At 63.8% G+C, this 17,607-nt stretch carries 21 protein-coding genes; 8 read left to right on the plus strand and 13 right to left on the minus strand.

The window, feature by feature from the left end; genetic code table 11:
* Positions 1 to 36 precede the first annotated feature (36 nt).
* The gene (locus IE101_RS07015; RefSeq protein WP_189633122.1) at positions 37 to 1,059 is read right to left on the minus strand and encodes a hypothetical protein; all 1,023 of its coding nucleotides are present in this window, start codon (positions 1,057 to 1,059) and stop codon (positions 37 to 39) included.
* A gap of 473 nt (positions 1,060 to 1,532) precedes the next feature.
* Positions 1,533 to 2,552, minus strand: a complete 1,020-nt coding sequence (locus IE101_RS07020) for a ribose-phosphate pyrophosphokinase (RefSeq protein WP_189633123.1) — start codon at positions 2,550 to 2,552, stop codon at positions 1,533 to 1,535.
* A 116-nt stretch (positions 2,553 to 2,668) separates the two neighbouring features.
* Between IE101_RS07020 and IE101_RS07025 the strand changes: the two genes are divergently transcribed.
* Both IE101_RS07025 and IE101_RS07030 read left to right on the plus strand, forming a co-directional pair.
* Positions 2,669 to 3,265 carry a 2-hydroxychromene-2-carboxylate isomerase gene (locus tag IE101_RS07025; protein ID WP_189633124.1) on the plus strand — a complete coding sequence of 199 codons (597 nt, stop codon included), beginning with the start codon at positions 2,669 to 2,671 and terminating at the stop codon, positions 3,263 to 3,265.
* Positions 3,262 to 4,041, plus strand: a complete 780-nt coding sequence (locus IE101_RS07030; RefSeq protein ID WP_189633125.1) for an alpha/beta fold hydrolase — start codon at positions 3,262 to 3,264, stop codon at positions 4,039 to 4,041. The genes IE101_RS07025 and IE101_RS07030 overlap by 4 nt, the downstream gene beginning before the upstream one ends.
* Here IE101_RS07030 and IE101_RS07035 read toward each other — a convergent pair.
* The 7 genes from IE101_RS07035 to IE101_RS07065 form a co-directional block, all read right to left on the minus strand.
* Positions 4,034 to 5,062: a threonine aldolase family protein gene (locus tag IE101_RS07035; protein WP_189633126.1), complete on the minus strand. Its 1,029-nt coding sequence runs from the start codon at positions 5,060 to 5,062 to the stop codon at positions 4,034 to 4,036. The two genes, IE101_RS07030 and IE101_RS07035, sit on opposite strands and share 8 nt — an antisense overlap.
* Entirely contained in the window at positions 5,062 to 5,505 is a 444-nt protein-coding gene (locus IE101_RS07040) for a YcgN family cysteine cluster protein (protein ID WP_229804053.1), read from the minus strand. The genes IE101_RS07035 and IE101_RS07040 overlap by 1 nt, the downstream gene beginning before the upstream one ends.
* On the minus strand, positions 5,505 to 6,428 hold the full coding sequence (locus IE101_RS07045) for a bifunctional riboflavin kinase/FAD synthetase (protein ID WP_189633128.1): 924 nt from the start codon (positions 6,426 to 6,428) through the stop codon (positions 5,505 to 5,507). The genes IE101_RS07040 and IE101_RS07045 overlap by 1 nt, the downstream gene beginning before the upstream one ends.
* 53 nt (positions 6,429 to 6,481) lie before the next feature.
* Entirely contained in the window at positions 6,482 to 6,925 is a 444-nt protein-coding gene (locus IE101_RS07050; RefSeq protein ID WP_189633129.1) for a MaoC family dehydratase, read from the minus strand.
* A 114-nt stretch (positions 6,926 to 7,039) separates the two neighbouring features.
* Positions 7,040 to 7,933 carry a TIGR01459 family HAD-type hydrolase gene (locus IE101_RS07055; protein WP_189633130.1) on the minus strand — a complete coding sequence of 298 codons (894 nt, stop codon included), beginning with the start codon at positions 7,931 to 7,933 and terminating at the stop codon, positions 7,040 to 7,042.
* A 130-nt stretch (positions 7,934 to 8,063) separates the two neighbouring features.
* Positions 8,064 to 8,981, minus strand: coding sequence for a manganese-dependent inorganic pyrophosphatase (locus tag IE101_RS07060; protein WP_189633131.1), 918 nt, complete (start codon positions 8,979 to 8,981; stop codon positions 8,064 to 8,066).
* Between the two features lie 168 nt (positions 8,982 to 9,149).
* The gene (locus tag IE101_RS07065) at positions 9,150 to 10,166 is read right to left on the minus strand and encodes a TraB/GumN family protein (RefSeq protein WP_189633132.1); all 1,017 of its coding nucleotides are present in this window, start codon (positions 10,164 to 10,166) and stop codon (positions 9,150 to 9,152) included.
* Positions 10,167 to 10,365: 199 nt separating this feature from the next.
* On the opposite strand from IE101_RS07065, the gene IE101_RS07070 reads away from it, so the two are divergent.
* The 3 genes from IE101_RS07070 to IE101_RS07080 all read left to right on the plus strand — a co-directional run bounded on the left by IE101_RS07070 (position 10,366) and on the right by IE101_RS07080 (position 12,897).
* Positions 10,366 to 10,653: a co-chaperone GroES gene (locus IE101_RS07070; protein WP_189633133.1), complete on the plus strand. Its 288-nt coding sequence runs from the start codon at positions 10,366 to 10,368 to the stop codon at positions 10,651 to 10,653.
* Between the two features lie 78 nt (positions 10,654 to 10,731).
* Positions 10,732 to 12,369, plus strand: coding sequence for a chaperonin GroEL (groL, locus tag IE101_RS07075; RefSeq protein WP_189633134.1), 1,638 nt, complete (start codon positions 10,732 to 10,734; stop codon positions 12,367 to 12,369).
* A gap of 123 nt (positions 12,370 to 12,492) precedes the next feature.
* Positions 12,493 to 12,897: a low affinity iron permease family protein gene (locus IE101_RS07080; RefSeq protein WP_189633135.1), complete on the plus strand. Its 405-nt coding sequence runs from the start codon at positions 12,493 to 12,495 to the stop codon at positions 12,895 to 12,897.
* 5 nt (positions 12,898 to 12,902) lie between these two features.
* Here IE101_RS07080 and IE101_RS07085 read toward each other — a convergent pair whose 3' ends face one another.
* From IE101_RS07085 to IE101_RS07095, 3 genes are all read right to left on the minus strand, one after another.
* Complete coding sequence (locus IE101_RS07085; protein WP_189633136.1) at positions 12,903 to 13,976, minus strand: 5-(carboxyamino)imidazole ribonucleotide synthase; 1,074 nt, start codon at positions 13,974 to 13,976, stop codon at positions 12,903 to 12,905.
* The gene (gene purE, locus IE101_RS07090; protein ID WP_189633137.1) at positions 13,969 to 14,454 is read right to left on the minus strand and encodes a 5-(carboxyamino)imidazole ribonucleotide mutase; all 486 of its coding nucleotides are present in this window, start codon (positions 14,452 to 14,454) and stop codon (positions 13,969 to 13,971) included. Before purE ends, IE101_RS07085 begins: the two co-directional genes overlap by 8 nt.
* A 91-nt stretch (positions 14,455 to 14,545) precedes the next feature.
* Positions 14,546 to 14,764: a YdcH family protein gene (locus IE101_RS07095; RefSeq protein WP_189633138.1), complete on the minus strand. Its 219-nt coding sequence runs from the start codon at positions 14,762 to 14,764 to the stop codon at positions 14,546 to 14,548.
* Between the two features lie 229 nt (positions 14,765 to 14,993).
* On the opposite strand from IE101_RS07095, the gene IE101_RS07100 reads away from it, so the two are divergent.
* The gene (locus IE101_RS07100) at positions 14,994 to 15,449 is read left to right on the plus strand and encodes an Hsp20 family protein (RefSeq protein WP_189633139.1); all 456 of its coding nucleotides are present in this window, start codon (positions 14,994 to 14,996) and stop codon (positions 15,447 to 15,449) included.
* A gap of 12 nt (positions 15,450 to 15,461) precedes the next feature.
* Positions 15,462 to 15,689 carry a DUF1150 family protein gene (locus IE101_RS07105; protein ID WP_189633140.1) on the plus strand — a complete coding sequence of 76 codons (228 nt, stop codon included), beginning with the start codon at positions 15,462 to 15,464 and terminating at the stop codon, positions 15,687 to 15,689.
* 66 nt (positions 15,690 to 15,755) lie between these two features.
* Here the strand turns inward: IE101_RS07105 and trxB are convergent, their stop codons facing one another.
* A complete protein-coding gene (trxB, locus tag IE101_RS07110) occupies positions 15,756 to 16,697 on the minus strand; it encodes a thioredoxin-disulfide reductase (protein WP_189633141.1) in 942 nt (313 codons plus the stop codon).
* Positions 16,698 to 16,918: 221 nt separating this feature from the next.
* Between trxB and IE101_RS07115 the strand changes: the two genes are divergently transcribed.
* A complete protein-coding gene (locus tag IE101_RS07115) occupies positions 16,919 to 17,419 on the plus strand; it encodes an Lrp/AsnC family transcriptional regulator (RefSeq protein ID WP_189633142.1) in 501 nt (166 codons plus the stop codon).
* Positions 17,420 to 17,607: the final 188 nt, after the last annotated feature.

Genomic DNA, 17,607 nt, shown 5'->3' on the forward strand with positions numbered 1-17,607 from the left:
GCTCTCGCGGCCACCGTCATGTTCTGGCTGTGAAAATCAATGAGTCTGGAGCCTAAGGTCTTTGAAGTTTTTCCAGAGCACAACGAGTGTTGCTGCCTGGAAGTCGGATAGCCAAGGAAAGTCGGATTTTATCGCTTCGATGTTCGCGGCTTCGGAAGTCAGGACAAAGTTAAGGATCCGACGCCCCTCAGCGGCGAATGCCATCCGGTCGTCATTGGTCATCCCCTTCTTGAAGCTGACCTCGGCGACATTGATCCTTCCGGCCTTGATATCTCGGACATTGAGGGCACAGATCGCCACCGACAGGCCAGCTTCGTCGTCGATACAGTAGTTGGCGGTCCGGAACTGGTTTCCGATCAGCTTCTTCACCAGCATCATGTGCGCATAGATGAAGGCATCGCCCCGCACGCGGCAGCCCGAACCCGGCAACTGCAACGGGCCGGCCGTTGCGAGGTCCTCCTTGGAAAACAGTTTGCCCTGAACGCGCAAGAGGGAGTTCTGATATTCCGTCGCCGCCCACAAGCGTGCATGACGCCGCATCGACCGGTTCAGGTCAAAGTCTCCGCAAGACCTCATCATCTCCTCTATCTGCTCGGGCGAGATGGAAGGATCGTAGTCGACGGTCGAGGCCACAACGAACTGCGAAAACTTGTGCACCGTCGCCATATGCAGCAGCGGGATCGTCCCTCTTCGGTTCTTCACCGGCCAGTTGACCAGGATCGTTTGGATATCTGTCGCGAAGTATGGCCGCCGCCCCGCAAAACAGTCCGCCATTCTCGCCTCGCGGTCATGCGTGAAGGCGAGCACCTGCTGATAGAGAAAGTCGATCTTCCCGTGGACTTGTTTCAGGCTGACGTCGTGCATCTCGCAAATGCGGCTGAGCGGCACCTTGTTGACCAGGGATTTCAGGATGCCCGCCGTTTCGTGTGTCTGCTTGTGCCGACGGGTCGGGCTGCCTACGGAGAACGTTTTCTTGCAAGACTTGCACTGAAACCGCTTGTCCCCTTTGGCCGTCTTTCCGAACGCCGCATAGGAGGACGGGCTTAGCGAAAGCGACACGCCCTCATTCTCGCAGCCCTCTGTTCGACAATGTTGCTGGTTTGTTCGCCTATTCAGCGAACGGACCCTGGCGTATTCTTCCACCAGAGCGCGGTTCGATTTGACTGTGTTTGCGGTGCTGCAGGCGGGGCAGATGAACGTCCGGTCTTCGCCAGTGCCAGTTACGGAACCTCGATCCGCGTCGGTTCGGGATTTCCCGCGCCCATCGATTGGGTCCGGATATACCCCGAACAGCCGACAATGCGGGTTCCGGCAGAAGTTAACGGAAAAACCTCCAATGGTTGAAGGAAATCGCCGCCGTTCATCTCTCGACGATTTCGTCGAGGGTTGTGCTGCTGCGGACGGCACCGGCATCGACGCAAACCCTCATCCTGAAAAGGAACCGCCCCGCCAGCATAGCGGCGGGGCGTGAAAGCATCAACATTTATCGCACGGGCTGGCGCCCGCGGCGCCCCTTTTCAATCCTGCCTTGATCAGCCGCGCTGATAGAGGCCTTCATAAATCGGGACGAGCGTTTCGGTTTCAAACAGCGACGAGACGCTGGTGCCGTGCCAGATGTTCAGGATGGCCTGCGCAAACATCGGCGCGGTCGGGACGATGCGGATATTGGGGCAGTTCTTCACTGCCTCGGTCGGTTCGATCGAATCCGTAATGACCAGAGATTTCATCACCGATTTCGACACGCGCTCCACCGCCGGGCCGGACAGCACGCCGTGGGTGATGTAGGAATGAACCTCGGTCGCGCCGTTTTCCATCAGCACTTCGGCGGCTTTGCACAGCGTGCCGGCGGTGTCGCAGATGTCATCGACGATGATGCATTTCTTGCCTTCGACATTGCCGATCACGGTCATGCCGGCGACTTCGCCCGCCTTTTCGCGCCGCTTGTCAACGATCGAGAGCGGGGCGTTGATGCGCTTGGCCAGTTCGCGCGCCCGGGCCACGCCGCCCACGTCGGGCGAGACGATCATCAGATCGTCCATCTTGTCCTTGAAGTGGTGTTCGATATCCAGCGCGAAGATCGGGCTGGCATAGAGGTTGTCAACCGGGATGTCGAAGAAGCCCTGGATCTGGGCCGCGTGCAGATCAAGCGTCAGGACGCGGTCAATGCCCGCCTCGGTCAGCAGGTTGGCCACCAGTTTCGCGCTGATCGGGGTGCGGGCCTTGGCGCGGCGGTCCTGACGGGCATAGCCGAAATAGGGGATCACGGCAGTGATGCGGTCGGCCGAGGAACGGCGCAGGGCATCGGCGATGATCAGCAGTTCCATCAGGTTGTCATTGGCCGGGTTCGAGGTCGGCTGGATGACATACATGTCTTCGCCGCGGACGTTTTCGAACACTTCGACAAAGATTTCCTGATCGTTGAAGCGTTCGACGCGGGCGTCCACCAGACCGACCTGCATGCCGCGATGCATCGACATGCGCCGCGCGATGGAATTGGCCAGCGTGCGGTTTGCATTGCCGGAAATCAGCTTGGGTTCGGTCATGGCAGCCATCTGTTGTCGTCCTGTGATCCGTGGGCCTTGGGATTCGCGCCCCTGACAAGGCGTTGACACCGCTTATCACCCGGCTAGGGTCCACGCAAACCGCCCAACGACAGGAGAGCCATGCGATGGCCCAGATCGACTATTTTTTCGCGACGGTTTCCCCTTTTGTTTACCTCGCGGGCCAAAGGCTCGAGGCGTTGGCGCAGCGCAATGGCGCGACGGTGCATTATGTGCCGGTGGATCCGAGCGCGCTTTTTGCCCGCACCGGGGGGCTGCCGCTGGCCGAACGGCATGACAACCGCAAAACCTTTCGTCTGCAGGAACTGGCGCGGCAATCGCGCAAGCACGGGCTGCCGATCAATCTGCAGCCCGCGTATTGGCCGGTGAACCCCGCGCCCTCGGCCTATGCCATCATTGCGGCGCAGGCGGCGGGGGGCGGTGATCTGGGCGGGCTGGTCCATGGCCTAGCCCGGGCCTGCTGGGCCGAGAACCGCAATATCGCCGAGGATGAGGTCATTCAGGATCTGCTGGCCCGTAACGGCTTTGACCCGCGCGTTGCTGACCGCGGCATGCTGAGCGCCGCCGAAACCTATGCCGTGAACCTCGAGGAAGCCGTGTCGCGCGGTGTCTTTGGCGTCCCCTTCTATGTGGTGGGCGAGGAGCGGTTCTGGGGTCAGGACCATCTGGAGGATCTGGAACTGCATCTGCAGGGCAAGTTGTGAGCGATCTGCCCGAATCCTGCCGGGTGTTCGCCGGGGGGCCGCGTCGGGCCGTTGCACTGCATTGTTCGCTCGCCCATGCCGGTGCCTGGGCCAATCTTGCGGCGGCACTGCGGGGTCTGACGATCACCGCGCCCGACCTGCCGGGCCATGGCCGTGCGGCGCCCTGGACGGGCGCGCGCAGCCTACATGACATGGCCTATGACATCGCGCTTGCGACGCTCCGGGCGCAGGGTGGGGCGGCCGATCTGATCGGGCACAGCTTTGGTGCCACCGTCGCCCTGCGCGTGGCGCTGGACCATCCCGACCTTGTCAGAACCCTGACGTTGATAGAGCCGGTTCTGTTTGCCGCTGCGCGCGGTGATGCCGCCTTTGCCCTCTTCGCGGCTGGCTATGCCGAGGTGGACCGCCATATCGACAGCGCGCCCGCGCTTGCGGCGCAGGCCTTTCATGCCATCTGGGGCGCGGGCGATTTCGCCAGCCTGCCCGAACGTCAGCGCCGCTATATGACGGATCGCATGGGCCTGATCCGCGCGCAGAACGATGTTCTGCTGGAGGATCGGCCGGGGATGCTGGCCCCCGGACGGCTTGAGGGATTTGATCGGCCCACGCTGCTGATCGAAGGGGCGGAAAGCCCGACGATTGTTGCGGCCATCCACGGTGCCCTTGCTGCGCGCCTGCCCAAGGTGCAACGCCATGTCATCGGCGGGGCAGGGCATATGTTGCCCATCACGCATGCTGCCGCGGTGGCGGCTGTCATGGCGTCGCTGGTCAGCTGATCTGGAGGGCGGCGAGGAAGCCGTCCACATCCTCGGGGGTAGTGGACCAGCTGGTGACAAGCCGCGCGGCCTCGTATCCCTCGGGTGCGGGGGCGTCATAGAACCGCGCGCCGGCCGCGCGCAGGCGGGCTGAGGTGCCCGCAGGCCATTGCGCGAACAGGATATTCGCCTGCACCGGATGCCAGAGCGTGACACCGCGTGCCTTCAGCCCTTCGGCCAGCCGCGTGGCCATGGCATTGGCATGTCCCGCCCAGTCGAGCCAGCGGTTCCCCTCGAGCATCGCGCCCATCTGCGCCGCCAGATAGCGCCCCTTGGACAGCAGATGCCCGCTGCGTTTGCGGCGCAGCTCAAATTCCCAAGCGCGGTCGAGGGCGAAAAAGACAACCGCCTCCACCCCCATCAGACCGTTCTTGGTGCCACCAAAGGACAGCACATCCACCCCCGACCGCCAGGTCAGGTCCGCAGGGCTGGCCCCGGTGGCCGCAACCGCATTGGCGAAGCGCGCGCCATCCAGATGCACCGGCACCCCGGCCTCGTGCGCGATGCGGGCCAGGGCTGCGGTTTCGTCGGGGGTATAGACGGTTCCGGCCTCGGTCACATTGGTCAGGGTCAACGCGCCGCGCTGCACACCATGCACCGATCCGCCGGTCATGGCGATGCGGCGGGCCAGCGCCTCGGGCGCCATCTTGCCATGGGCGCCTTCGACCTGAAGCAGCTTTGCCCCGGCGCTGAAAAACTCTGGCGCGCCACATTCGTCTTCCTGCACATGGGCATGGGTATGGCAGAAGACCGCGCCCCAGGGCGGGCAGAGGGTCGCCAGCGCCAGCGCATTGGCGGCCGTGCCGGTGGCCACCAGATGCACCACGGCCTCGGGTGCCTCCAGCACGGCGCGGATGCGATCCTGCACGGCGGCTGTTACGGCATCGGTGCCATAGCCGGGGGTGTAGCCCGTGTTCGCCTCGGACAATGCGGCGAGAACCTCAGGCGGGACGGGCGCGGCATTGTCAGAGGTGAAGAACATCAGGGCGTCTCCTCGATGATATAATCTTCCCAGTCTTCTTCCGGCACCTCGAACTCCGGCACCGTCCAGCCCCGGACCGAAGCCCCGGCTTCATGCACCGACTCGGGGTTGCCAGTGACCAGCGGGTGCCAGTCAGGCAGGGTCTTGCCTTCGTAAAGCCGCCGATAGGCGCAGGTCTGCGGCATCCAATAGGCGATCTTGGGCAGGGTCGCGGGCGTCAGCTGCACACAATCAGGCACGAATTGCTTGCGGATCGGATATTGGGTGCAGCGGCAGCTTTCCCCATCCAGCAACCGGCAGGCAAGGCGGGTGAAGGCAACCTCGCCGGTGTCTTCAAACTCGATCTTGTTGAGACAGCATTTGCCGCAGCCATCACAAAGCGCCTCCCATTCCTCGGGGGTCATCTTGCGAAGGGGGACGGTTTCCCAGAAACGCGGGCGCATCATGCCTCCGCCAACAGGGTGCGCGCACGGGCGCAATCGCCGTCCATCTGGGTGATGAGCGCGTCAAGCCCGGTGAATTTCATCTCCGGGCGCAGATATTCGACCAGCGCGACCGACAGGTGCTGGCCATAGAGATCGCCCTTGAAATCGAAGATGAAGGTTTCAAGGTTCGGGGCGTTTTCTCCGAACATCGGGCGCACGCCAAGACTTGCCGCGCCGCCATAGCTTCCGGCCTGCGGCCCGGTCAGTACATCGACCTTGACGGCATAGACCCCCAGCCGGGGCAAGTGCAGACCCGCGACCGACATGTTCGCAGTCGGGTAGCCCAGCTCGCGCCCACGTTTTTCGCCGTGGATCACCTCGCCCTCGATCCGGTGCAGGTGGCCCAGCATGGTCGCCGCATCGCGCGGGCGACCTTCGGACAGGGCGTTGCGGATCGCGGTCGATGAAATCTCTTTCCCGCCAGCCCGCAGCAAGGGGGCGATGGTGACGCCAAAGCCGTATTTCGCCCCAAGCGCCTGCAGGTCTTCGACCGTGCCCTTGCGCCCCTTGCCAAAGCAGAAATCCGACCCGACGGTGACATGGGTCACGCCCAGACCATCGGCCAGCACCTCGGCCGCGAAGTCTTCGGGCGAAAGCGCCGCCATGGTCGCATTAAACGGCAGCTCATAAAGCCGCTCGACCCCCAGCTTGGCCAGACGGTTCGCGCGTGCCTCGGCATTCATCAGGCGGAAGGGCGGAGCGTCGGGGGAAAAGAACTCGCGCGGGTGGGGTTCAAAGGTCAGAACGCCGGGCAGGCCATGCCCTGCGGCGGCCTCGATCACCGAACGGTGGCCCAGATGCACGCCATCAAAATTGCCCATGGCGACGGATGCGCCACGATCTGTGGGGGCAAGCCCTTGCCAGTGCTGGATAATCTTCATGCGGCCCCGTGGCGGGGGTCATGCCCCCTCGCTTGGAAAGGGGCCTTGGCCCCTTAGTCGAACTTGCGGCTTGGCGCCAGAACCAGCGCCTCGCCCTTCAGCACAACGGTATTACCTACGGCGCAATGGGTTTCAAGGGTAACGCGGCGCTTGGCGTGGTCGATCGCAGTCACCTTGACCTCGGCATAGACGGTATCGCCGGGGCGCACCGGCGCCATGAACTTGAGAGACTGGCCCAGATAGACCGTGCCATGCCCCGGAAGCTGTTCCCCGATCACCGCCGAAATCAGCCCTGCGGTCAGCATCCCATGGGCAATGCGGCCCTGAAAGATGGTGTCCTGGGCGTAAGAGTCATCCAGATGCACGGGGTTGCGGTCGGTCGAAACCTCGGCGAACAGCTCGATATCGCGGTCTGTCACCGTCTTTCGCAGATGCCGCACCATGCCGATTTCGATGTCTTCGATGCAGATCGTGCCGCGGGGCATGTTGTCGAGCATCCTCGAATCCTCCGTTACTGCAGTGCAACATAGCAGATGCCGCACTGCAGCGCAATCGGCGAGGTAATTTTTGGACGCCTGTTCGACAAAAGTCGCAACTTTGTTGCGGGCGCGTTAGGCGAGATGCCCCATCGACCATGTGGGCGCGAGGCCGTTTTCCCCCAGCCAGGCCTCAAGCCGCGCCGGATCGGGCCGGGCGGAATCGCTGCCAAATCTCTCGGCCATGATGCCGCCGGTGATGAACAGCGTGTCGATCCCTTCGTTCTGCGCGCCCAGAACATCGGTCCAGGGGCCGTCGCCGATGCAGAGGATTTCCTCATTCGGGATGCTGCCCACGGTTTCCGTCAGCTTGCGACGCGCCAGATCGTAGATCGGGGGATGGGGCTTGCCGAAATAGAGCGTCTCGCCCCCGGCCTCTTCATAGGCCTGTGCCAGCGCGCCCGCGCAATACATGCGCCGTTCGCCCATATCGACGATGATATCGGGGTTGGCGCACAGCATGGTCAGCCCCCGTGCCTTGCCCAGCAGCAGGGCGGCGCGATAATCCTCCGGCGTTTCGGTCTGATCATCGCGCAGGCCGGTGCAGACGATGCCTTCGGCCTCGGCCATGGGGACGAATTCAAAGGGCGGATGTTTGGCGGCAAGGGCTGCGAGTTCGGGCGGCAGATCGGTGAAGAAGGGCATGTCCTTGTCGGCGCCGATGAAATGCACGCGTCGTCCCACGGCACCCGAGATCAGCGCATATTGCGCCGCATCGCCCGAAGACACCACCAGATCATAACAGTCGCGCGGGGCGCCCAGCCGGGCCAGTTGCGCCTCGACCGAGCCGAAGGGGCGGGGCGCATTGGTCAGCATCACCACGGTGCCGCCCTGCGCGCGGAAGGCCTGCAGGGCGGCGACCGCGGCCGGGAAGGGGGCTTTGCCATTGTGCAGGCAGCCCCAAAGGTCGCAGAAAACCGCGCGGTAATTCTGGGAGATTTCGGAAAGCGAGGCGATCAACGTCGTCATCGGGGGCCCTTTCGCGGTCTGCATCATCGGGGGCAGAGCTAGGGGGTTCCGCAGGGAAAGTGCAAGCGCCGATTGCGGCCGGCAGGCGGAAAGCCCCGCGCACCCGAACCGGAGCGCGCGGGGCTGAGGATCACAGTTTCAGCGCGGGGATGATCTGCTTCTTGCGGCTCATCACGCCCGGCAGGACGACGGTATCGCCTTCGACGGTGCAGCCAAAGCTGGCCTCGGCCAGCGATTTGACCAGATCATTCGGCACGAGAAGGGTTGCTTCCTCGCGGATGATGTCCACCACGAAGAGAAGCACCTGATCGGCGCCGTCTTCCTGGGCGACGGTTTCCATCGCGGCCATGAGGCTGGCCTTGCGGTCCAGCACGACCTTGGGGGCGGTGGTTTCCAGAACGCTCACCCGCAGTTCCTTGCCGGCGACGTTATATTCCTTGCTGTCCATCCGGAGGAGTTCGGCATCCGAGAAGGCCGAAACGTCGGACTTCGCCTCGAACATCGCGGCGGCGAATTCGGGGATCGAAACGCCCAGATCGGCGGCAAGCTTTTCGGCCACGGCGCGGTCATGCGCGGTGGTGGTGGGGCTGCGGAATTCGAGCGTGTCCGACAGGATGCAGGAAAGCATCGCGCCTTTGATGCCGCGCGGGGCCTTGGCCACGTCATCGCCCATCAGGTCGAACATGATGGTCGAGGTGCAGGCGAGCGGGCGGATGGTGATGTCGATCGGGGTCTTGGTCTTGAGGCCGCCGACCAGCATGTGATGGTCGATGATTGCAAGCAGGTTCGCCTCATGGATCGAGGCGGGCAGTTCGGCCGGGTTGTTCGTATCGACCACGACGACCGGTTCGCCCGCGGCGAGATCCTGGATGATCTGCGGCTTGGGCAGGTCCCAGTGCTTGAGGACGAAGGCCGCTTCGGTATTGGGTTCGCCCAGGAGCACGGCCTCGGCCGGGGTGCCTTTCACCTCGGAAAGATACCAGGCCCAGGCGATGGGCGAGCCGGTGGAATCGGTGTCGGGGGATTTGTGGCCGAAAACCTTGATCATGGAAGCATCCGTGGGCTGAATGGGTTCGGCGCCTTATAGGCAAGCTTTTCGGGCTTGTCACGGTGACAGGGGCGCGCGTCCTTTGCGGGACGGGAGGAGGGCTGTCTGCCCTCCTCTTGGCCTGCGGCCAATTCACCTCCCGAGGATATTTTCGGACAGAAAATGGGATCAGGGGCTGAGTTGGGTGATGGTCCAACCGCGTTGTGCGAGGAGGTTCAGCACGCCCTGTTCGCCTGCGAGATGGAGGGCGCCGAAGGCCACGAAGGTTTCGCCTTGGGCGGCGGCCTCTTCGATGACGGGGATCCAGGATTGGTTGCGGCGGGTCATCAGCAGGGTTTCCATCTGGGCGAATTCCGCATTGGCGCGATCGGGCGTGTAGCCGGGGAGCTTTGCGGTGGTCAGACGCAGAAATTCCCAGATGCGGCGGCTTTCGCCGCGGAAATAGGCATCGGCCATGGTGGCAGAGTAATCGGCCACGTGATCCTCCATCAGCAGCGAGGAGCGGAGCATGGCGAGTTGGTCTTCGGCCGACATCGTGTCGAAGATGGTGAAAAGGGTGGTATGGGGTTCGAGGGCGCGGACCGGCAGGCCGCGGTCGGCGGCCATGGCCATGACGCGGTGATCGAGGCCCTTGCCTGCCGCGACGGCGCCCATGTCGCAGGGCGGCACCGCCAGCAGCGAGGCGAGATACCAGGGGCGCATCTTGGCGGCCATGATCGCGGGGATGTTGCGGGCGGCAAGAGCGGCGCTGAGACCCTGCCAATCTTCGGCCGGGAGTTGCTGCATCAGGCTTGGCCCTTCGGTGAGGAAGAGGAGGCCGGGGTTTTCGGCGATGTCGCGGCGAAGGGCCTTTTCCTCTTCCGGGCCGGCCTCGACCAGAAGCTGGGTGGCGCGGGCGAGGAGGGGGGTGAGGGTGCTGATCATCCGGTCGTGCCGGTGGTCGGAGAGGTGATAGGTGCCAAGAAGGGTCAGCCGGTCGGTGCCGCGGGTGGCCTGCCAGAGGTTGCCGCGGGCGAAGGGCTGGCGGTCGGTGGCGGCGGTTAGGCGGGCCGATTCGTCGGGCGAGAGGGCATCGAGGAGGTTTTGCCCGGTGCAACGGGCCTGAGCCGGGCTGGCCAGCAAGGTCAGCAGCGGCAGTAGAAGGGCCAGGAAATGCAGGCGGAAGCGGCGGAAAAGATGTGACATTCGCATGACGGAATCCTTGCACGGAACCCCCTGTGGGGGAAGGCGGAACCGCATCACGCCTGCAACACCGATCCGTGAAAATTTTCGCAACGTGGGCGTTGACAGGCCGCGGAGCCATGCCTAACTGTTGCGCCGTTGGCACTCGATCTCGGTGAGTGCCAATCGAATTCAAACTGGATACCCATGGGAGTGTTACCAGATGGCTTTCAAACCGCTGCATGACCGTGTGCTGGTCCGTCGTGTGCAGAGCGACGAAAAGACCAAGGGCGGGCTGATCATCCCCGACACCGCCAAGGAAAAGCCGGCAGAGGGCGAAGTCGTCTCCTGCGGCGACGGCGCACGCAAGGACTCGGGCGAGCTGATCGCGATGTCGGTCAAGGCTGGCGACCGCGTGCTGTTCGGCAAATGGTCGGGCACCGAAGTCACCCTGAACGGTGAAGAGCTGCTGATCATGAAGGAAAGCGACATCCTCGGCATCATCGGCTGAGGACTGCGGGCGGTGCGCCCGGCGCGCACCCCGCAATCGCGTTTCCCAATCTGAAATTCAAGACACTGGAGCAAGCAAATGGCTGCTAAAGACGTCAAATTCGAGTCCGATGCCCGCGACCGCATGCTGCGCGGCGTGAACATCCTCGCCGATGCCGTGAAAGTGACCCTCGGCCCGAAAGGCCGTAACGTCGTCATCGAAAAGTCGTTCGGTGCCCCGCGCATCACCAAGGACGGTGTTTCGGTCGCCAAGGAAATCGAACTGGCCGACAAGTTCGAGAACATGGGCGCCCAGATGGTGAAGGAAGTTGCTTCCCGCACCAACGACGAAGCCGGTGACGGCACCACCACCGCGACCGTGCTGGCCCAGGCCATCATCAAGGAAGGCCTGAAGGCTGTTGCCGCCGGCATGAACCCGATGGACCTGAAGCGCGGCATCGACCTCGCGACCGCCAAGGTCGTGGAAGCCGTCAAGGCGGCTGCCCGTCCGGTCAAGGACAGCGACGAAGTCGCCCAGGTTGGCACCATTTCGGCCAACGGCGAAGCCCAGATCGGCCGTTTCATCGCTGACGCGATGCAGAAGGTCGGCAACGAGGGTGTCATCACCGTCGAAGAAAACAAGGGCATGGACACCGAAGTCGAAGTCGTCGAAGGCATGCAGTTCGACCGCGGCTACCTGTCGCCCTACTTCGTGACCAACCCCGACAAGATGGTCGCCGAGCTGGAAGACGCGCTGATCCTGCTGCACGAGAAGAAACTCTCGTCGCTGCAGCCGATGGTCCCGCTGCTGGAAGCCGTGATCCAGTCGCAAAAGCCGTTGATCATCGTTGCGGAAGACGTGGAAGGCGAAGCGCTGGCGACCCTCGTGGTCAACAAGCTGCGTGGCGGCCTGAAGATCGCTGCCGTCAAGGCCCCGGGCTTTGGCGACCGTCGCAAGGCCATGCTGCAGGACATCGCGATCCTGACCGGTGGTCAGGTCATCTCGGACGACCTGGGCATGAAGCTCGAGAATGTCACCATCGACATGCTGGGCCGCGCCAAGAAAGTGTCGATCAACAAAGACAACACCACCATCGTTGACGGCGCTGGCGACAAGGCCGAGATCGAAGCCCGTGTGGCCCAGATCCGTGGTCAGATCGAAGAGACCAGCTCGGACTACGACCGCGAGAAGCTGCAAGAGCGCGTGGCCAAACTGGCTGGCGGCGTTGCCGTGATCCGCGTTGGCGGCTCGACCGAGATCGAAGTGAAAGAGCGTAAGGACCGCGTGGATGACGCACTGAACGCCACCCGTGCCGCCGTTCAGGAAGGCATCGTGGTTGGCGGCGGCGTCGCCCTGGTTCAGGCTGGCAAGACCCTTGAGGGTGTGACCGGTCAGAACAGCGACCAGAACGCCGGTATCGCGATCGTTCGCCGCGCGCTGGAAGCACCGCTGCGTCAGATCGCCGAAAACGCCGGTGTCGATGGCGCCGTGGTGGCTGGCAAAGTCCGTGAATCGTCGGATAAGAACTTTGGCTTCAACGCTCAGACCGAAGAATATGGCGACATGTTCACCTTCGGCGTGATCGACCCGGCCAAAGTGACCCGCACCGCGCTGGAAGACGCTGCTTCGGTCGCTTCGCTGCTGATCACCACCGAGGCGATGATCGCCGACAAGCCCGCCGACAAGGGCGCGGCTCCGGCCATGCCCGGCGGCATGGGCGGCGGGATGGACTTCTGATCCACCTCCCGGTCAAAGGGACAGGGAAAGGGCGCCTCCGGGCGCCCTTTTTCATGGCGCGATGGGGCTTGTCTTGGCGCGGGGGTGGGGGCAGGGTGGCGCTGTCCCGATGCGGAGGATCAGATGTCGGATCGCTACGGAAGCATCGCCAAGTCGATTTCCCGGCTTTGCGGGCGTCAATCGACCTTTCTGCTGGCCATCGGGGTCATTGTGGTCTGGGTCGTGACGGGGCCGATCTTCGGCTTCTCCGATACCTGGCAGCTGGTGATCAACACCGGCACCACCATCGTGACCTTCCTGATGGTCTTTCTGATCCAGAACACGCAAAACCGCGACACCGCGGCCATCCAGCTGAAGCTTGATGAGCTGATCCGCGCCACGCAGGGCGCCCATAATGCGCTGCTGGATCTGGAAGAGCTGGAGGAAGGCCGCTTGGAGGCCTTCCGCCTGCGCTATGAACGGCTGGCCGCAGAGGCTCGCCAGAGGCTGGAGCGGGGCGAGCCGGATACCGACACGCCCGACGCCTGACCCCATCACCCCTTGGTGACGATGCGGTTCACATGGCCCATCTTGCGGCCAGGGCGGGCTTCGGCCTTGCCATACATATGCAGGGCCGCGTTCTTTTCGCGGGCGATGGCGGGCACACGCAGCACATCATCCCCGATCAGGTTTTCCATCACCACATCGGCATGGCGCGACCCGTCCCCCAGCGGCCAACCGGCCACGGCGCGGATGTGCTGTTCGAACTGGTCGATGGCGCAGCCGTTTTGCGTCCAGTGGCCGGAATTATGGACGCGCGGCGCGATTTCGTTCACCAGCAGGCCCTGATCGGTCACGAAAAGCTCAACCCCCATGACCCCGACATAGTCCAGCGCATTGAGGATGCGCGCGGCCAGCAGCACCGCATCGGTGCGCTGTGCGAGCGTCAGGCGGGCCGGGATGGTGGTGGTATGCAGGATGCCGTCGCGATGCACATTCTCGCCGGGATCGAAACAGGCGACCGACCCGTCGAGGCCGCGCGCGGCGATGACCGACACTTCATGGCTGAAAGAAATGAAGCCCTCCAGCACTGCCGGGGCGCCGTTCATGGCGGCCAGCGCGTCGGCGGCATCTTCGGGCGCGCGCAGCCGGGCCTGACCCTTGCCGTCGTAGCCCAGACGCGTGGTCTTGAGAATGGCGGGCGTGCCGATCCGCGCAATTGCGGCGTCAAGGTCGGCGGCGGAATTCACCTCGGCCCAGGGGGCGGTCGCAAGGCCCAAATCGTTCAGGAAGGTCTTTTCCGACACGCGGTCCTGGCTGACGGCCAGGGCGCGGCGGTTCGGGCGGATCGGGCGGGCGGCCTCAAGAATATCCAGCGCGGCGGTGGGGATATTCTCGAATTCATAGGTGATGACATCGACCGAGGCGGCAAAGGCGCGCAGGGCCTCGGCGTCGTCATAGCCCGCCGTGGTCAGGCGGTCGGCCACATGGGCGGCCGGCGGATTGGCGGCCGGTTCATAGACATGGGTCCGGAACCCCAGACGCGAGGCCGCGACAGACAGCATCCGGCCCAGCTGACCGCCGCCCAGAATGCCGATGACAGCGCCAGAGGGGAGGGGATCATTCATCTTTCGGCTCCTCGGGGATCGATGCGGAAAGGGCGTCGCGCCAGGCGTCGAGGCGGGCGCCAAGGGCGGCATCCGACACGGCAAGGATACCCGCCGCCATCAGCCCGGCATTGGCCGCACCCGCGGCGCCGATGGCCATGGTCGCCACCGGAAAGCCCTTGGGCATCTGCACGATGGAATAAAGGCTGTCCACGCCAGACAGGGCCTTGGTCTGCACCGGCACGCCGATCACCGGCACGCGGGTCTTCGAGGCCATCATCCCCGGCAGATGCGCGGCACCGCCTGCCCCGGCGATGATCACCTTCAGGCCACGGTCCACGGCGGTCTTGCCATAGGTCCACAGACGGTCGGGGGTGCGATGGGCCGAGACGATCTTGGCCTCATAGGAAATGCCCAGCTCATCCAGGATGGCGGCCGCTTCGCGCATGGTCGCCCAGTCGGACTGGCTGCCCATGATGATTCCGACGTCTACGGACATCTCTTTCCCCTGTCTGGGGCAGGCGCATCTGCCTGCCGGGCCCTTTGTTTTGAAGGGGCTTTAGCGTTTCGGGGACGCAGGGGCAAGCGGATCAGGCGATGATATCGGGGATCAGGCTGTCTTCGATCTTTACGATCTGATCCTTGAGCGCGAGCTTCTGTTTCTTCAGCCGCCGCAGCGTCAGCTGATCGGGGCGCCCCGTCGATTCCAGCGCGTGGATGGCTTCGTCCAGATCCCGATGTTCCCGCCTCAGCACCTCAAGCCGGATGCGGAGCATTTCTTCGAGATTGAGTTCCATCGAAGCGTTCATGGGCATTCCTGGCAGGCGGTGAGGCGTGGCCCTGTTCGAGTCGCACGCGATCTATTGTACAAATATACCGATTTTTCCGTGCTTTGGGAAGGAATCTGCGCTGCATTTGCATCATGGTCCGACCGGGTCTTGGCCCTTGCACCGCGGCGCCGGGCGCCCCATATTCGACTTATGCCGCGATGCCCGACAGGGGTCCGGCGCGAACTGTCGCTTACACAAGGGCAAGTCGATGACCAAGATCAGTTTCGGGGCTCATCCCTATCTGCTCGGGTTCGAACAGCTGGAACGGCTGGTTGAACGCACCGCGAAATCGGGGGACGGCTATCCGCCCTTCAACATCGAGGCGGTGACCGAGAACGCCTATCGCATCACATTGGCCGTCGCCGGTTTCCGCGAAGAAGAACTCGCCATCACGGTTGAGGATCGCCAGCTTGTCATCCGCGGTCGTCAGGCCGAGGACGAGGCGACGCGCGTCTGGCTGCACCGGGGCATTGCAAGCCGCGCCTTCCAGCGCAGCTTTGTTCTGGCCGACGGGGTCGAGGTGGCGGGCGCCCATATGGAACATGGGCTGCTGCACATCGACCTGCGCCGTATCGTGCCCGAGGCCGTCGTCCAGACAATCCCGATCCGGTCGGGGCGCGCCGATACCCCGCCCGCCCCCGTGAAGCGCATCGAGGCGAAATGAGGAGACCCCATCATGGATGTGAAAGTCGATTTCCTGCCTGAAGCCGAAAGCCGCATCGTCTATGTCCGCCCCGTTGCGGTGGCGGACCTTCCCGATGAGCTGCGCGCCCAGGCGGCGGGTGTTGAGACGCTTTATGCCGTGCATCGCCCGGACGGCGAGCGGCTGGCGCTGGTCCGCGACCGCAGCCTTGCCTTTGCCCTCGCCCGCCAGAACGATCTGGCCCCGGTCAGCGCGCACTGAGCGACCAAGCCCAGGATAGGAAAACGGCGCCCCGGTGGGCGCCGTTTTGCATTTCAGGGGGGCGGATCAGTGCTGTTCCGCCAGCCAGCGTTCGGCATCCAGCGCCGCCATGCAGCCCATCCCGGCGCTAGTGATCGCCTGGCGATAGACATGGTCGGTCAGATCGCCCGCCGCGAACACACCGGGGATCGAGGTGCGGGTGGTACCGGCCTCGACCTTCACGTAGCCGCCGTTGTGCAGGTCCAGCTGATCCTTCACCAGTTCGGATGCCGGCGCATGGCCGATGGCCACGAAGAAGCCGTCGCAGGGTACATCGGTCGTCTCGCCGGTCTGCACGTTGCGGGCGCGCACGGCCGTCACCCCCAGCGGGGCCTCGGTGCCCAGCACCTCGGTCACTTCGTGGTTCCAAAGGACCGCGACCTTGGGGTGCTTGAACAGCCGGTCCTGCATGATCTTTTCGGCGCGCAGCGAATCGCGGCGGTGGACCAGCGTCACCTTGGTGGCGAAATTGGTCAGGAACAGCGCCTCTTCCACGGCGGTATTGCCGCCGCCGATCACCACCACCTCTTTGCCGCGATAGAAGAAGCCGTCGCAGGTCGCGCAGGCGGACACGCCAAAGCCCTTGAACTTTTCTTCCGACGGCAGGCCCAGCCATTTCGCCTGCGCCCCGGTGGCCAGGATCACCGCATCGGCCGTGAATGTGATGCCGCTGTCCGCCTTGGCCACAAAGGGCCGCTGCGACAGGTCGAGCGACGAGATATAGTCGTTGATGACCTCGGCCCCCATGGCGCGGGCGTGTTCTTCCATACGGACCATCAGGTCTGGGCCTTGCACATGGGTGTCACCCGGCCAGTTCTCGACCTCGGTCGTGATGGTCAGCTGCCCGCCGGGCTGCAGGCCCTGCACAAGGATCGGCTCCAGCATGGCGCGGGCCGAATAGACGGCAGCCGTATAGCCCGCCGGGCCGGAGCCGATGATCAGAACCTTGGTGTGGCGCGTCTCGCTCATGATCCCCTCATGCAATCTGTCCGCCCCATATAGGCAAGCCGCGGCGGAAGGGCAAACCCCGCGGGTGGCGGCGGAAGGGCGGGGGTGTCACGTTCTGTTGCGCGTTTCAAAACACCGTATTGGGCGAAAGAATATTGCGCCGGGGGGCGTAAAATCCTAATGTCCGCGCAAACACGCCGCCGGGACACCCCCGAGCGGTGCAAGAACAAGGAAAAATGCCCATGGCCGGTTCGAGGCTGGACCCGATCGATCGTCACATTCTGGCCGAGTTGCAGGCAGATGGCCGGATGACGAATGTCGAATTGGCCAAGCGTGTCGGCATCTCGGCGCCGCCCTGTCTGCGCCGTGTCCGCACGCTGGAGGAGGCGGGCTATATTCGTGGCTATCACGCCGACATTGACGCCCGCGAGCTAGGTTTCGAAGTGGCGGTCTTTGCCATGGTGCGGTTGCACAGCCAGGCCGAGTCGGACCTGTCGGCCTTTGAGGCGCGCTGCCGCGATTGGCCGCTTGTCCGCGAATGCCACATGCTGAATGGCGAGATCGACTTTATCCTGAAATGCGTGGCGCCTGATCTTTCGACCTTCCAGACCTTCCTGACCGGGGAGCTTCTGAAGGCCGACAATGTGGCAAGCGTGAAGACGAGCCTGGTGATCCGCTGCGCCAAGGATGAGCCGGGCTTGCCTTTCGACGTGCTGGAAGAGCGGCTGACCCGCAACGCCTGATAGCCCCGTTCGGGTCTGACGCAAAGCCGCCTTCGGGCGGCTTTTTTCATGGGTTCAAGATGCGGGGGCTCAGAATCAGAACAGGCGGCCCCTTGTCGCTGTGCAGAGGTTCACAGCAGGGCCGCCCGTCCAGAGCTTTCACTGAATGCCGGTCGGACAATCCGGCAACAGATGCTGGGGTGCCGCAG

Origin of the sequence: Gemmobacter lanyuensis, assembly GCF_014652355.1 — a bacterium.
GTDB lineage: Bacteria > Pseudomonadota > Alphaproteobacteria > Rhodobacterales > Rhodobacteraceae > Gemmobacter > Gemmobacter lanyuensis.

Bases quoted from the DNA above. Each gene is read 5' to 3' on its own strand.
- IE101_RS07020 (WP_189633123.1), bottom strand. From the start codon at position 2,552: ATGGCTGCCATGACCGAACCCAAGCTGATTTCCGGCAATGCAAACCGC.
- IE101_RS07025 (WP_189633124.1), top strand. From the start codon at position 2,669: ATGGCCCAGATCGACTATTTTTTCGCGACGGTTTCCCCTTTTGTTTAC.
- IE101_RS07035 (WP_189633126.1), bottom strand. From the start codon at position 5,062: ATGTTCTTCACCTCTGACAATGCCGCGCCCGTCCCGCCTGAGGTTCTC.
- IE101_RS07040 (WP_229804053.1), bottom strand. From the start codon at position 5,505: ATGCGCCCGCGTTTCTGGGAAACCGTCCCCCTTCGCAAGATGACCCCC.
- IE101_RS07045 (WP_189633128.1), bottom strand. From the start codon at position 6,428: ATGAAGATTATCCAGCACTGGCAAGGGCTTGCCCCCACAGATCGTGGC.
- IE101_RS07050 (WP_189633129.1), bottom strand. From the start codon at position 6,925: ATGCTCGACAACATGCCCCGCGGCACGATCTGCATCGAAGACATCGAA.
- IE101_RS07055 (WP_189633130.1), bottom strand. From the start codon at position 7,933: ATGACGACGTTGATCGCCTCGCTTTCCGAAATCTCCCAGAATTACCGC.
- IE101_RS07060 (WP_189633131.1), bottom strand. From the start codon at position 8,981: ATGATCAAGGTTTTCGGCCACAAATCCCCCGACACCGATTCCACCGGC.
- IE101_RS07065 (WP_189633132.1), bottom strand. From the start codon at position 10,166: ATGTCACATCTTTTCCGCCGCTTCCGCCTGCATTTCCTGGCCCTTCTA.
- IE101_RS07070 (WP_189633133.1), top strand. From the start codon at position 10,366: ATGGCTTTCAAACCGCTGCATGACCGTGTGCTGGTCCGTCGTGTGCAG.
- groL (WP_189633134.1), top strand. From the start codon at position 10,732: ATGGCTGCTAAAGACGTCAAATTCGAGTCCGATGCCCGCGACCGCATG.
- IE101_RS07080 (WP_189633135.1), top strand. From the start codon at position 12,493: ATGTCGGATCGCTACGGAAGCATCGCCAAGTCGATTTCCCGGCTTTGC.
- IE101_RS07085 (WP_189633136.1), bottom strand. From the start codon at position 13,976: ATGAATGATCCCCTCCCCTCTGGCGCTGTCATCGGCATTCTGGGCGGC.
- purE (WP_189633137.1), bottom strand. From the start codon at position 14,454: ATGTCCGTAGACGTCGGAATCATCATGGGCAGCCAGTCCGACTGGGCG.
- IE101_RS07095 (WP_189633138.1), bottom strand. From the start codon at position 14,764: ATGAACGCTTCGATGGAACTCAATCTCGAAGAAATGCTCCGCATCCGG.
- IE101_RS07100 (WP_189633139.1), top strand. From the start codon at position 14,994: ATGACCAAGATCAGTTTCGGGGCTCATCCCTATCTGCTCGGGTTCGAA.
- IE101_RS07105 (WP_189633140.1), top strand. From the start codon at position 15,462: ATGGATGTGAAAGTCGATTTCCTGCCTGAAGCCGAAAGCCGCATCGTC.
- trxB (WP_189633141.1), bottom strand. From the start codon at position 16,697: ATGAGCGAGACGCGCCACACCAAGGTTCTGATCATCGGCTCCGGCCCG.
- IE101_RS07115 (WP_189633142.1), top strand. From the start codon at position 16,919: ATGGCCGGTTCGAGGCTGGACCCGATCGATCGTCACATTCTGGCCGAG.